This window comes from Streptomyces sp. RK62, from assembly GCF_018070255.1.
GTDB classification, from domain to species: Bacteria; Actinomycetota; Actinomycetes; order Streptomycetales; family Streptomycetaceae; genus Streptomyces; species Streptomyces nigra.
The window spans coordinates 327,049-340,179 of record NZ_JAGPYD010000007.1; the positions used below are offsets into that span (position 1 = coordinate 327,049).

14 protein-coding genes are annotated in these 13,131 nt (G+C 74.9%); 7 read left to right on the forward strand and 7 right to left on the reverse strand.

Annotated features, from left to right (window positions below; genetic code table 11):
- Positions 1 to 2: 2 nt before the first annotated feature.
- Positions 3 to 950 carry a LysR family transcriptional regulator gene (locus KBY32_RS16070; protein ID WP_210980515.1) on the reverse strand — a complete coding sequence of 316 codons (948 nt, stop codon included), beginning with the start codon at positions 948 to 950 and terminating at the stop codon, positions 3 to 5.
- 172 nt (positions 951 to 1,122) lie between these two features.
- Between KBY32_RS16070 and snpA the strand changes: the two genes are divergently transcribed.
- Positions 1,123 to 1,788 carry a snapalysin gene (gene snpA / locus KBY32_RS16075; protein WP_210980516.1) on the forward strand — a complete coding sequence of 222 codons (666 nt, stop codon included), beginning with the start codon at positions 1,123 to 1,125 and terminating at the stop codon, positions 1,786 to 1,788.
- A gap of 249 nt (positions 1,789 to 2,037) precedes the next feature.
- Here snpA and KBY32_RS16080 read toward each other — a convergent pair whose 3' ends face one another.
- From KBY32_RS16080 to KBY32_RS16090, 3 genes are all read right to left on the reverse strand, one after another.
- Positions 2,038 to 3,015 (reverse strand): endonuclease/exonuclease/phosphatase family protein, encoded by a 978-nt coding sequence (locus KBY32_RS16080; protein WP_210980517.1) that lies wholly within the window; start codon positions 3,013 to 3,015, stop codon positions 2,038 to 2,040.
- A gap of 52 nt (positions 3,016 to 3,067) precedes the next feature.
- The gene (locus tag KBY32_RS16085; RefSeq protein WP_210980518.1) at positions 3,068 to 3,985 is read right to left on the reverse strand and encodes a hypothetical protein; all 918 of its coding nucleotides are present in this window, start codon (positions 3,983 to 3,985) and stop codon (positions 3,068 to 3,070) included.
- A gap of 206 nt (positions 3,986 to 4,191) precedes the next feature.
- On the reverse strand, positions 4,192 to 4,635 hold the full coding sequence (locus KBY32_RS16090) for a hypothetical protein (protein WP_055621144.1): 444 nt from the start codon (positions 4,633 to 4,635) through the stop codon (positions 4,192 to 4,194).
- A gap of 110 nt (positions 4,636 to 4,745) precedes the next feature.
- Here KBY32_RS16090 and KBY32_RS16095 point away from each other — a divergent pair, with 110 nt between their 5' ends.
- Positions 4,746 to 5,939 carry a PP2C family protein-serine/threonine phosphatase gene (locus KBY32_RS16095; RefSeq protein ID WP_210980519.1) on the forward strand — a complete coding sequence of 398 codons (1,194 nt, stop codon included), beginning with the start codon at positions 4,746 to 4,748 and terminating at the stop codon, positions 5,937 to 5,939.
- 69 nt (positions 5,940 to 6,008) lie between these two features.
- Positions 6,009 to 7,073: a hypothetical protein gene (locus KBY32_RS16100; RefSeq protein ID WP_210980520.1), complete on the forward strand. Its 1,065-nt coding sequence runs from the start codon at positions 6,009 to 6,011 to the stop codon at positions 7,071 to 7,073.
- Between the two features lie 32 nt (positions 7,074 to 7,105).
- On the opposite strand, the gene KBY32_RS16105 is transcribed toward KBY32_RS16100, so the two are convergent.
- The gene (locus tag KBY32_RS16105) at positions 7,106 to 7,276 is read right to left on the reverse strand and encodes a hypothetical protein (protein ID WP_210980521.1); all 171 of its coding nucleotides are present in this window, start codon (positions 7,274 to 7,276) and stop codon (positions 7,106 to 7,108) included.
- A 98-nt stretch (positions 7,277 to 7,374) separates the two neighbouring features.
- Between KBY32_RS16105 and KBY32_RS16110 the strand changes: the two genes are divergently transcribed.
- The 3 genes from KBY32_RS16110 to KBY32_RS16120 all read left to right on the forward strand — a co-directional run bounded on the left by KBY32_RS16110 (position 7,375) and on the right by KBY32_RS16120 (position 9,896).
- Positions 7,375 to 8,724 (forward strand): helix-turn-helix domain-containing protein, encoded by a 1,350-nt coding sequence (locus KBY32_RS16110; protein WP_210980522.1) that lies wholly within the window; start codon positions 7,375 to 7,377, stop codon positions 8,722 to 8,724.
- Between the two features lie 111 nt (positions 8,725 to 8,835).
- Complete coding sequence (locus KBY32_RS16115; RefSeq protein WP_308293741.1) at positions 8,836 to 9,585, forward strand: GAF and ANTAR domain-containing protein; 750 nt, start codon at positions 8,836 to 8,838, stop codon at positions 9,583 to 9,585.
- A gap of 32 nt (positions 9,586 to 9,617) precedes the next feature.
- Positions 9,618 to 9,896, forward strand: coding sequence for a ribosomal protein L7/L12 (locus tag KBY32_RS16120; RefSeq protein ID WP_055621149.1), 279 nt, complete (start codon positions 9,618 to 9,620; stop codon positions 9,894 to 9,896).
- Positions 9,897 to 9,918: 22 nt separating this feature from the next.
- Here KBY32_RS16120 and KBY32_RS16125 read toward each other — a convergent pair whose 3' ends face one another.
- Entirely contained in the window at positions 9,919 to 10,683 is a 765-nt protein-coding gene (locus KBY32_RS16125; protein ID WP_210980523.1) for a hypothetical protein, read from the reverse strand.
- 275 nt (positions 10,684 to 10,958) lie between these two features.
- Here KBY32_RS16125 and KBY32_RS16130 point away from each other — a divergent pair, with 275 nt between their 5' ends.
- Complete coding sequence (locus KBY32_RS16130; RefSeq protein ID WP_308293742.1) at positions 10,959 to 11,930, forward strand: nucleoside hydrolase; 972 nt, start codon at positions 10,959 to 10,961, stop codon at positions 11,928 to 11,930.
- A gap of 56 nt (positions 11,931 to 11,986) precedes the next feature.
- On the opposite strand, the gene KBY32_RS16135 is transcribed toward KBY32_RS16130, so the two are convergent.
- Complete coding sequence (locus KBY32_RS16135) at positions 11,987 to 12,916, reverse strand: LAETG motif-containing sortase-dependent surface protein (protein WP_210980525.1); 930 nt, start codon at positions 12,914 to 12,916, stop codon at positions 11,987 to 11,989.
- Positions 12,917 to 13,131 lie beyond the last annotated feature (215 nt).

A 13,131-nucleotide genomic window follows, 5' to 3' on the forward strand; every position in this document is an offset into this window, starting at 1 on the left:
CGTCAGGGGAGTGCCGGGACCCTGGGCGGGCGGCGGTCGCCGTCGTGTTCCAGCCAGTCCCGGTACGCCGGTGCCTGGCGGGCCGCCTCCCAGTACGCCGCCTCCAGCGCGGGGTAGACGCCGTCCAGGTCGGTCTCGGTGCGGGCCGCCAGCAGCAGCCGTACGCCGAGGGGGTCGCCGCGCAGCCGCCGTACGGCCATCGTGGGGCTGTCGGCGTGGGTGGGCTGGCAGACGGCGACCACCTCGCCGGTGGCCACCAGGGCGTCGGCCGTGTAGTAGTCGCCGTGCAGGACCTGCGGGCTGACGCCCGCCGCGCGGAACATCCGCTGCACGGCGTCCCATTCGCCGTCGACCGTGGGGTCGACCATCCAGCGGTCGCCGGCGAGGTCGCGCAGGTCGACCTCGCGCCGGGCCGCCGCCGGGTGGTCGGTGGGCAGGGACACGAACTGCGGTTCGCGGTCCATGAGCACGCGGATCCGCAGCTCGGGCGGGATGCGCAGGGGGCAGCCCTCCACCTCGTGCACGAAGGCGACGTCGAGCTGACCGTCGGCGACCATGCGCAGCAGGGCGTTCGGGGAGACGTTCATATGGAGGGTGGGGTCCTGGCCGTGACCGCGCAGCCGGCGCAGCCAGCCCGCCAGGGCCTTGCTCGCGGTCGAGCCGACGCGCAGGGCGGCGCCGCCCATCGCGGCCGCCCGCGCCTCGGCGACGAGGGCCCGCATGTCGGAGACGAGGGGGCGGGCACGGCTGAGGACCAGCCGGCCCAGCGGGGTGGGGCGGCACCCGGTGCGGGCCCGCAGGAACAGCTCGCCGCCCAGCTCCTGCTCGATCCGGCGCAGTTGGGTGCTCAACGATGGCTGGGCGACGCCCAGTTGCCGCGCGGCCCGGTGCAGACTGCCGGTGTCGGCTATCGCGCACAGCGCGCGGAGGTGTCTCACCTCGAGCTCCATGCCCTGGGAGACTAAAGCGGAAGGACTGGTTTCACCAGCCACCCAAATCCCCTTGGAACGCGGCGAATCGGGGCCCTGATAGGCCCGTGCTATCGCCGATTGCCATCATCACAGGGGCTTTTCGGACGCGGACACTCGCCTTGACGACTCACCCCCCACCTAGGAGTCCTCGATGCGCATGTCCTTCACCCTGTCCGCACGCACGACGACGGCGGCCGCTCTCGGTGTCGCGGCCCTCGGCCTCGGCATGGTCGCCCCGGCGACCGCGGCCCCCGCTCCCGTCCAGGCCGGCTTCACCGCCGACTCGGCCGACTCCGCCGCCACCCGGGCCTTCTTCCAGGCCGTGCTGAAGTCGGTCGCCGAGAAGCAGGCCGTCCGCCCGAAGGCCGCCGCGGCCGTCACCGTCGTCTACGACGCCTCGGGCGCCCCTACGTTCAGCGCGCAGATATCCCGCAGCGCCCAGATCTGGAACAGCTCGGTCTCCAACGTCAAGCTCCAGGCCGGTTCGAACGCCGACTTCAGCTACCGCGAGGGCAACGACTCGCGTGGCTCGTACGCGTCGACGGACGGGCACGGCAACGGCTACATCTTCCTCGACTACGCGCAGAACCAGCAGTACGACTCCACCCGCGTCACCGCGCACGAGACGGGCCATGTGCTCGGGCTGCCGGACCACTACCAGGGCCCGTGCAGCGAGCTGATGTCGGGCGGCGGTCCCGGCACCTCGTGCACCAACTCCCAGCCGGACGCCAACGAGCGGGCCCGCGTCGACCAGCTGTGGGCCAACGGGTTCGCCGCCGCCCTCGACAAGGCCCTCGAAAAGGGAGCCCTGCGCTAGGCCGTGTCCGCAAAGTCCCGCCTGCCGTTCGACGCCCGGCACGCACTCTCGCCGCACCGGCCGGCCACCCGCGTACAACCAGTACGCGGGAGCCCGTCCGGCACGCCGAGAGCACGCACCGGACGCCGCTCGGCCCGCCCTCCGGGCGGACGACGCGACTTTACGGACACGACCTAGGGAGCTTCCTCCTCGTTCCACCCCCCACATGACGCGGCCGCCCTCCTGCACAGGGCGGCCGCGCCCATGTGTTCAGCCGCTCGGCCGGTGCAGGGTGACGTGGGCGAGCACGGCGCGGTGGTCGGTGCCGGGCAGGTCGAGGAAGCGGATCGTGCGCACGGAGAAGTCCCGGGAGAGCAGCACATGGTCGATCTGCGCGCCGAACGCCGGGGTCGTGCGGGCGGGCCAGGTCGGGGTGCGGTCGTGACCGCCGAGCCGGGCGGCGTCCTGGAGGCCGGTGTCCAGGACGCGGCGGAAGGCCGCGTGGTCCTGCGAGGCGTTGAAGTCCCCGGCGAGCACGAGCGGGGTGCGCCCGTGTCCGGCGGCGAGGTCGCGCAGGGCGCCGAGTTCGCGGCGCCAGGGCCCGGTCCCGCCGGGCAGCGGCGGCATGGGGTGCGCGAGCTGGAGCCGTACGGGCTGCCCGCGGACGTCGGCGACGGCGCCCGGCATGGCCATCGTGCCGTCGACGCCCTCGGCGGGGGTCAGCGGGAACTTGCTGAGCAGCACCGACCCGTGGGACCCGGCGGCCGGTTCCGCCACCCGGTGCGGATGACTGGCGCCGAGCTCCCGGCGGAGCAGCTCGTCGCAGGGCTGGTCGCACTCCTGGACGAACACGAGGTCCGGGTCCTGGTCGCCGACGGCGGCGGCCAGCGCGCCGGCCGCCTGCCCGAACTCGACGTTCGCGGTCAGGATCCGCAGGGAGGCCAGCGGCGGCCCGTCCGGGAGGCGGGTCCTGCCGTACGGCTCGATGTACCAGGCCAGCAGGCCCATCACGGCGACCGCCCAGACCAGCCCGGTCCACCAGCGCGCGAGCAGCGCGAGCAGCAGAGCGGTCACCGTGGGCACGAGCAGCCACGGCAGGAAGGCGAGCGCCTGCGTGACGGGGGTCAGGGCGTCGGTGTCGGCGGCCCGGCAGGCGCCGACGACGGTGACGCCGAGCAGGAGCAGCCCGGCGAGCCACCGCCCGGCGCGATGGCGTCCGTGTCCGTCATAGGTCCCCCGTGCTGTCACGGCGACGACGTTACGAGGTCGGGTCCGCCGGTGCCAGGAGCATCGGGCCTCGTCAGACCCGGGCGCGGGTCGGCCGGTGGGCGGGGTCGGTGGCCGGTCCGGCGGGCCGGCGGCGGCGCCGGGACAGGTGCCCGGTGAGACGGGCGGCGAGGGCGACGGCCAGGCCGAGGGCGACCAGGGACCAGGCCACCGAGCGCAGCGGCCCGGTCAGCGCGTCGTAGACGGCGCCCGCGGCCGGGCGGTGGGCGGCCTCGGGCAGGTCGGCCAGGGTCAGCCGGCGTCCGAGGGACACGGCGAGGACCAGGAGGGCGCCGCCCAGCGCGGTGCCGAGCGCCGTCGCGGTGACCGCGCGGCGGCGGCAGGCGGCGACGGCGATGCCGGCCGCCGCGAGCACGCCCGCGGCGACGGGCAGCCAGAGACCGGCGACCTCCAGCACGTCGTACCCCTTTCTGAGCCGGGCCAGCTCGTCGGCGCCGAGCACCGGCACCTCGGTGTGCTCGACCGGGATGTGCCGGGCGACGGTCACGTGGTCGTCCAGCAGCCGTTGTCTGACCTGCGCGGTGACCGGCGCCAGATCGACGGTGACGGGACCGGTGCGGCGGCTGCGCAGCGCGTCCAGGACGGCCTCGTGGACGACCCGGTTGCCGGCGTCCCAGGCGGCCTGGAAGGCCGCGGTGCGGGTGAAGGAGTCGGCGGCGTCCCGGACGAAGGGGCGGACCGTGCGGGGCTCGGGTGCTCCCGGGGCGCCGCCCAGCCGCCGGTCGACCTCGTGCAGGATGCCGGTGCCCAGGGCGTCGGCGACCGTGCCGCGCACGGCCGGATCGGAGGCGAGCGGCGCCATGGCGGTGACGTAGCGGCCGGTGTCGGCGAGCCCGTACGCCGCCCAGGCCGCCGTGGCGCCGCACGGCAGGAGGAGACACGACAGCGCGATCAGCGCTGCCGACAGGGCGTCGCGCAGCCGGGTGGACACCCCTCAAGCCAAGGGCCGGGCGGTCCGGGGCGCGCGGTGGGCGCCTGCATCCGGGCGCGCCGGTTCCCTCTCCGGTGGAGCGTTCACCCGAACGGGTGTGTCATGGAGAGAGGGGAGCGAGGAGAAACCCCCGGACCCCCGGGTGGGCGGATACAGGGGAAAGGGTTCGGCCCCGGCGCGCGGCCGGGGCCGAACCATGTGCGGGGTCAGGACGTCGGCCGGCCCTTGGCGTCCTCGTGCGTGTAGTAGCGGTAGAACAGCACGATGAAGCAGGCCGCGGCGAACGCGAGCCCCATCAGCGAGGACCTGACCACGCTGTGGCCGGTCTGGCTGTACAGGAACCCCACCGCGCAGCCGGTGAAGGCGGCCCACATGATCGCGTGCGTCTCGCGCGGCATCTGGCGGGAGACGGTCCGTACAGCGACGAACAGCAGCATGAACACGACCGCGGAGACGAAGCCCAGGAGCAGGTTCCAGCCGGTGATCTCGCCGCCGGACCGGCGGTCGGCCGCCACCCAGTAGCCGTAGACGAGTCCGAGGACGACCGGGACGGCGATGCTCGCGATCCGGTGCGCGCGCGGGCTGAAGACGTCGGTCGACGGGCGGGGGCGCGCCGTCCGCCGCCGGGACGCGGGTGCCGCATGAGCCATGGGAGCACTCCTTCCTCTCCGCCCCCGCACTCCAGAGCACACCTGGGGCGGCGGCCTGGCAAGTCGGCGACCCGGATGCGGGGCGTGGGACACCGTGTTTCGCTGAGCGGATGAGGGCCGTCAGCGACGGTGAAGTCAGCCCGCTGGGCGACGCGCGCCGGGCGCGGCCCCTGCGTGTGCGGGGCCGGAGCGTGGCCTGGCTGGCCCCGCTGCTGCTGCTCGTCGCGATCGTCGCCGTCGACTTCCGCACCAGCAGCGACTTCCGCATCCTGTCCTGGATCGTGCTGGTGCCGGGCACCGCGGCCGCGATCTGCGGGGTGTGGGGGACCGCCGTGTACGCGGTGCTGGCGCCCCTGACGTACATCGCGGCCGACGCGCTGCTGCCGCACCAGTTCCAGGCCGGGCTGCCCGATCTGGTGCTCGCCGCCATCGGCGGGGTGCTGGCCACGCTGGCCTGCGTGGTCCGGGTGCGCGGCGAGCAGCGGATGCTGCACATCGAGGACGTGGCGGCCACGATCCGGCGCACCGTGCTGCGCCCGCTGCCGCCGGGCTGGGGCGGTCTGGAGCACGCGGCCGTCTATCTCGCCTCCGACAGCGAGGCCCGGGTCGGCGGCGACTTCTACGACATCCAGACCGGTCTGCACGGCACGCGCGTGATCCTCGGTGACGTCCAGGGCAAGGGGCTCGGCGCGGTCGAGGTGGCCGCCGCGCTGCTCAGCACGTTCCGCGAGGCCGGGTACCACGAGCCGGATCTGCCGACGATCGCCGCCCGGCTGGAGCTGCGCCTCCAGCGGCATGTGCGGATGCGGGCCGCGCTCGGGCGGGAGGACGGCGACCGGTTCGCCACGGTCGTCCTGGTCGGGTTCCCCGACGCCGAGCCGGAGACCGTCGAGGCCGTGGTGCTCGGTCACGACAGTCCCCTCGTCGTCGGGCCCGACGGGGTACGGGCGCTGGAGTGCCGCCCCCGTCTCCCCGTCGGGATGAGCGAGCTGGACCCGTCCGCCGGGCCGCCGCCGGTGCTGCGGGCGCCCCTGCGGTACGGCGAGACGCTGCTGATGACGACCGACGGGGTCACCGAGGCGCGGGACGCGCACGGCGCCTTCTTCCCGCTGGCCGGCGCGGTCGCCGAGGCCGTCGCCGCCGACCCGGGCGTGGCGCAGCCCGGGCGGCTGGTCGACTTCGTCCGGGAGAGCACGCTGCGGCACGGCGGCGGCCATCTCGGCGACGACACCACGGTGTTCGCGGTCCGGCGCATCCCCCCAGAGGGGAACGAGCCACCGGGGGACGGCCGTTCGCCGCCCTGAGATGCCCGTCCCGCACGGACAGCGGTTACGGTGCTGCCGTACGTGATCGACGGGGACGGGGAGGGACCGATGCCCGGAACAGTGCTGCTGCTCGCCGCCGCTCCGGCCGGCCGGGCGCGCCTGGTGGACGCGGCCTCCGTGCTCCCGGTGCTGGCCGCCGTGCCGCCGCCGGTGCTGGCGGGCACCGACACCGCGAACGTCGTCGAGCTCGCCGACCCCCTGGAACCGCAGGCCGTGCTGACCCGGCTGCGGGCCGCCGCCGTCTCCCCCGGCCCGCTCACCGTGTTCGTCACCGGCCAGCTGCATCTGGACCGGCGCCAGCGTCTGCCGCATCTCGCGCTGGCCCGCTCGACACCGGCCACCGTCCGTTACACCGGGCTCCCCTGGCACTGGATCGGCGAGGAGCTGCGGCTGCGCCCGCCCGGGTCGACGGCCCTGATCCTCGATCTGCACGCCGACGCCGAGACCTGGGAGCTGTTGCGCACCCGGCCCCTCGACTGCGGGCGCGGCACCACCGTCCTCGGCCGGATCGCACCGCCCCCGGGGCGCCGGGCGCCGGCCGGCCCGGTGTACATGAAGGCGGTCGCCGCACTGCTGCGCAGCGGGCACCGGCCGCCGCTCGACCGGCTCCACGAGCAGGCGCTGGCCCGGATCGCGCCGGAGGCCGGCCTGGGCGTCGACCTGGTGCTGAGCGCGTACCCGCCCGCGCCGGACGACCCGCACGCCGAGATCGCCGCCGCCGCGCAGGCCGGGCGGCACACGGAGGCGGACGCGCTGGCCGCCCGGCACGAGCGGACCGCCGTGCACACCCATGGGCCCGCCTCCGAGCAGGCGCTGCACTGGATCGAGGTCCGCGCGGACCTGGCGATGCTGGCGGGGGACCCGGTGCGCAGCTGCCGCACCTGGCTGACGGTCGCCTCGGCGCGGCTGACGGCGGGGCAGTCGCCGGACGCGCCCGCGGTGGAGTCGGCGGTCGACCACGCCCACCACCAGTGGGGCCGGATCGACGACCCGGCGCTCGCCCGGGAGCTCGGCCCGATCCTGATGGAGCTGCGCGGCCGGGTGCCGGGGCGCCGGCGGGGCGCCCTGGAGAACGTGCACCGTCAGCTGCGCCAGCTCCAGGTCAGCGGGTGAACACCCGGCCGGGTACGGCGATTGTGTGAGACCTACGGTGTGGGGGCCGCCGGAATGACATGCTGAGTCCGCTGCTGTGCCGGTTTCAGCTCCGTCGCTCTCGCCGGACCCGCGTTGGCCGCCAGGATCAGGGTCGTCACGGCGACCACCGCGGCGGCGACGCCTCGGGTGTAGCGCTCGGTGGTGCTGGTGCGTTGCTGCACGGCGACCTCGCAACAGCCAAGGGTTAACCACGTTTAATACGCGGTTTAACCTAGGGGCTGTCGCACTCGAACGGCAAGGGCCCCAGGGGGAGTTGAGCGTGTCGGAACGTGACGATCCGGGGACGATCGGGCGCAGAGTGCAGCAGTTGCGCGCCGACCGGGGCCTGACCCAGAGGCAGCTGGCCGAACCGGCGTACACCCCCGCCTACATCTCCACCCTGGAGGCCGGCCGGGTCCGCGCCTCCGACGAGGCGCTGCGGCACATCGCCGACCGGCTCGGCGTCGCCTTCGAGGAGCTGGCCACCGGCCGCCCCGCCCACCTCGGCACCGATCTGCGGCTGCGGCTCACCGAGGCCCAGCGCCTCCTCGCCACCGGCGGCACCGCCGCGGCGGCCGGGCAGTTCACCGCGCTGCTCGCCGAGGCGAGCGCCCACGACCTCGCCGAGGAGCGGGCCGCCGCCCTTCTCGGACTCGGCGAGTGCGGTCTCGACGCCGGCGAACTGGACGCAGCGCGCGGCCACTTCGAGCAGGCCGAGCAGGTCCTCACGGCGGCCGGGGCACCGCTGCCCGCCCGCGCCCCGGCCGTCCGCGGACGGGCCGTGGCGCACTACCTCACCGGTGAACTCCGGTACGCCGTCTACCTCCTGGAGTCCGCTCTCGACGAGCTCAACCGCGGCGGACTGCACGACCCGGACGCCCTGCTGATGCTGTACGCCAGCGTCATCGGCCCCTACATGGACATGGGCGCCCACGCCCGCGCCGCGCAGGCCGCCGAGTACGCGCTCGCCCTGGCCCCGCAGGCCGGCGACCCGGCGCTGGTGGCGCGGATGCACCGGGCCGTGGCCCGCACCCTGCTCGCCGAGGGCCGGATCGCCGAGGCCGACGCCTCCCTGGCGAAGGCCGCCGAGCTGTACCGGCAGCTCCAGATCCGCACCGAACTCGCCAACTGCCACTGGATGCGGGGGTACGTCTACGCCCAGAACGGCGACCTGGAGCGCGCCGAGGCGGAGATGCGCGAGGCGCAGACCATGCTCACGGCCCAGCGCGCCGCCCTCTACACCAGCCAGGTCGCCGTCGAGCTCGCCGACGTCCTGCACCGGCGCGGCAAGTCCGCCGAGGCCGCCGCCCTCCTCCACGAGGTGCTCAGCGACCTCAGCTCCGAGCGCGGCGCGCTGCACTCCGCCGCCGCCCACCGGCTGCTCGGCATCATCGCCGAGGACGCCCGCGAGACCGACACCGCCGAGGAGCACTACGTCCGCGCCCTGAGCCTGCTGGAGCGCGCGGGCGCGGCCGGTGACCTGGCCGACCTGTGCCGCCTCCTGGGCGACCTCCTCCGCCGTACCGGCCGCGTCGAGGCGGCCCTGGACGCCTACCGCACCGGCCTCGGCCACCGCACGGCCCCCGGTACGACGACCCTGGGCCCGGCACCCGCACAGCCGCCGCTCTGACGGAACCCCCGGCGGGTTTCACGCGCAGGCGCAGGGGTAGTCGGGGCGCGTCCGGGGCGGGCGGCCGGGAGTGACCGGGCCGCCCGTGTGCGGTACTACCGGGAGGCAGTCGTGCGGCGCGGAGACGAGCACCGCGGGGAACCGGACCCGGAACCCCGAAGTGCCGCGGACGCCATCGCCGCGTGCATGAGCGGCGCCGGTCCCGGCGAGGTGCCCGAAAGGCTGTGCCGGGTCGCCGTCGACCTGCTGCCCGTGACCGGCGCCAGCGTGTCGCTGCACTGCGACGGGATGCCCGTCCAGCTCGGCGCGAGCGGCCCCCGGGCCGCGTATGTCACCGAGATTCAGGCCACCTTGGGCGACGGCCCCTGCCAGTGGGCCGCGCGCAGCCGCTCGCCCGTGCTCGCCGGCGATCTGACCACCGGAGGGGACGTGGCGCGCTGGCCGGTCTTCGCCCAGCAGGCCACGGCGGCCGGCGTCAGCGCCGTCTACTCGCTGCCGCTCGGCGACGCCCGGGTCTGCGTCGGCACCCTCGACCTCTACGGCGACACCCCCGGCACGCTCACCCGGGGAGAGCTGCGCACGGCCCGGCTGGTCGCCGGGATGATGACGATCGCGTTGATGGCGCTGCCGCACGAGGAGGCGACGGGCGAGCAGGACGAGGACGTGTGGCTGGGCGGGCTCGCCGCCGACCACGACCCGCTCTACCAGGCCGCCGGCATGATCATGGCCCAGCTCGCCGTCGGCACGGACGAGGCGCTGGCCCGGCTGCGGGCGCACGCCTTCGCACAGGGCCGTACCGCGCTGGACGTCTCCCACGACGTGGTGGCCCACCGGCTGCGTTTCGACGACGACGACGAGTGAACCCCGGCGGTCCCGGAGACGTCCTCCCCTGTATGGAGACGATGGCAATGATCTTCGCCGTGGCCGCCGCTGTCCTGCTCCTGCTGAGCCTGCAGAGCCGGATGTCCCAGGCGGAGCGCCGCGCGGCGCGGATCGAGCAGAAGCTCGACCTGGTCCTCGGGCATCTCGGACTGCGCGAGGAGGACCCGCGCCTGGAAGAGGTCGCGGCGCTGCTGCGGGACGACAAGAGGATCCAGGCGATCAAGGTCTACCGGGAGGTCACCGGCGCGGGCCTGGCGGAGGCCAAGAACGCCGTGGACCGTATGGCGTAGTACGTACGCCAGGAGGCCCGGCTCAGACCTCGGCCCGCCCTCGCTTCCTGACCTCGTCCAGCCGGCTCGTGCCCAGCTCGACGGCGGTCAGCGTGGCGTCGGACGGCACCTCGCCGAGGCTGCCGTTGGTCACGGCGATCGCGTCGTCGCCCACCCGTACGGCGGCCACGTCCAGGGTGAGCCGGGGCCCGTCCCCGTACTCGGAGACGGCGCTCAGGACGATCCGCAGGGCCTGCCGGGCGTCCCCGAGCTTCGGCAGTCCCACCGTCCTCACCTCGACGGACATCGGGCCGCCCGGCGCGGTGGCGGTGAACGAGCCGCATCGCCGGGAGAAGTCGCCGAGCCGCTCGATCGCCCGGTCCAGGGCGTCCGGGCGATGGGCGACGACCTGATAGCGCAATTGGGCGCCGCCCCAGTCGTCGTCCAGGCCGACCGACGCCCGTGTGGTGGCGTCGGCGCCGAAGAACTCCTCCGCGTACAGGGCGTCGAGCAGGTCCCCGCACTCCGCCGGTTCGGCGGTCGCCTTCAGCATGGCCTCCCGCCAGGTCGCGAAGCCCCGGGTGGGCACCCACGGCTCCCCGAGGTCGGCCTCGGTGACGAGCGCGGCCCGGGCCTGCGCCTCGGTGAGCGTCGGGGCGGCCGCCGGGGACTGGGCGGCGGACGCCGGGGCGTTCACGGGCGGGGGCGGGGCCTGTTCCTGACCGGCGAGCGCGCACGCGGAGACGGACAGCAGGGCGGCGGCCGAGAGCGCCGGGGCGACGAGTGCACGGGCCGGGGGACGGGGCATCGCAGGGCCTCCCTGGGCTGGGGTGAGGGGCGCGCTCAAGATCGGCACGTGTTCCCAAGGCACCACCGTGGGCCCGGGCCCACCAGCGCGCCGGTCCGTCCGGGTGACGCCCGCCCGGCCCGACACATAGGGGGCCCGAACAGCGGAGACGCCGCATGACGCCGCGCACGCGCTTCCGCGTGGCGACGTCATACGGCGACGCACTCCACCTGTACGACACCGTAAGGTCGGTTCGTAGGGCCCGCCACCGCACTGCTCCAGACAGGAGACCCGCCGTGACGAACGACGGCCGGCCGATCCCGGTGATCATCGACTGTGACACGGGCGTGGACGACGCCCTCGCGCTGCTGTTCGCGGTACGCCATCCGGGGCTGGACCTGCGCGCGGTGACCTGCGTGGCCGGCAACACGGACGTGGCCGGCGTCGTGCGCAACACCCTGACCGTGCTGGAGGTGGCCGGCGCCCCCGAGATCCCGGTGGCCCGCGGGGCCGCCCGTCCGCTGATCGAGCCGTCCCGCTCGGCGCGGCACGTGCACGGCGACGACGGCATGGGCGACATCGGTCTGCCCGCCCCGGCCCGCGTCCCCTCCGACCTCGGCGCGGTCGATCTGCTGCGCCGGGAGATCCTGGCGTCCCCGCGCCCGGTGACCCTGATCCCGACGGCGCCCCTCACCAACATCGCCCTGCTGCTGCGCACGCACCCCGAGGTGACGGACCACATCGAGCGGATCGTCTTCATGGGCGGCGCGGTGGCCTGCGGGAACGCCACGGCGGTCGCGGAGTTCAACGTGTGGCACGACCCGGAGGCCGCGGCGATCCTGCTCACCGCCGGGGTGCCGATCACCATGTACGGCCTGGACGTCTTCCAGCGGGTCGTGGTGCCCGGCGCGGACGTCCGCGCACTGCGGGAGAGCGCGGAGCCGGGCGCCCGGCTCGCCGGGGACCTGCTCGCGCACCGCCCCGCCGCGCCGGACGTCGACGGCGACCCGGAGGCCGGCGGCGTCGGGGACGCGGGCGCGGTCTGCGCGGTCGTGGACCCGGCGGGTATCGCGACGCGGCTGCTGCCCGTGGAGGTGTCCCTGGCGCCGGGACCGACCCGCGGCCAGACCCTCGTGGACCGGCGTCCCCGCCCCGGCGAGTCCGAGATCCACGACGGGCTGCGCGAGCAGTCGCTGGTGGACGTGGCGCTGGACGTGGACGTCGACCGGTTCGTGAAGCTCTATCTGGAGACGGTCGCGGGCGTCTGACCCGCTTGCGGGCGGGGGCCCGGGGAGTGGTCCCCGGGCCCCCGTCGGCGGCTCGCTCAGGAGCGGGCCGAGCGGCGCCGCTTCGAGGCGACGACGAACGCCGCGCCACCCGCGACCAGCACCACGGCACCGAGCGCGATCGGCCCGGTCGCGCTGCTGCCGCCGGTCTCCGCGAGGTCGCCGCCGCCGTTCGGGGACGGGGCGGCGGCGGACGCCGAGTCCGAGGGCTCCGGGGACGGGGCATCCGTCGACGGGGTGTCCGAGGCGGGCGGGGTCGACTCGTCGGCCGGGGTCGACGGCTCGTCGGTGGCCGGCTCGGACGGCTCCGCCGGAGGCGTCGTCGGGGGCTCCTCGGTGGCCGGCGGTTCGGTCGTGCAGTCCTTCGTGCCGCCGTTCCAGGCCGCGATCAGCTTGTCCTTGATGACCGGGCGGTCCGGTCCCTTGGGCAGGTCGCCGTGCTCGAAGCCGTCGTTCGCGTCGTGCTTCCCGTCGAACTTCACGGCCCCGCGGTACAGGTCGATCTGCGCGAAGCAGCCCGCGTCCGGCACGGCGATGTCGAGGGTGTCGGTGGCGCCCGGCTTCACCGTCACGGTGTCGAAGTCGACGAAGACCTGCTCGCCGGAGGTGGCGAAGGACGGGCCGTGGGCCAGGTAGGACGCGAGCGAGGCGGTGCAGGTGGTGGCGTCGTCGGCGGCGCGCACGGTGATGTGGGCCTTGCCGTCCCCGGTGACCTTCAGGTTCTGGTCGTCGACCTTGACGGAGGCGGTGAAGTGCGTGCCGTCGAGGGAGAACTCGCAGCGGTCGGTGGCCGTCCGGGTGCCGGCGCCGGTGCCGGGCCGGTAGCTGCCGCCGGAGTTCCAGCCGTCGCCGCCCGAGCCGTGGGCCCAGGCGCCGGGCGCGGCGGCGACGGTGGCGGCGCACAGGGCGAGCGACGCGGCGCCCGCCCCCAGCAGGCGCCGTCCGATGACACGTCTCGCTATGGACATGCGTATCCCCTCGTGGGGTGGAGAGTGGTCGAAGAAGAAAACACTGGGCCCACTGGTCACATGCGCCACAGCGTGTGCACATCGTCTTGGGGCGGATCACCCGTGTCAACCTGCGGAAACGCAAAGGGAGTTCAAGCGTCCATCACGATCCCGTCACAGGAGGAATGATTCGATCCGCTCTGCGCGGTGTTCGCTTTTCCGGCCAAGTGGACAGT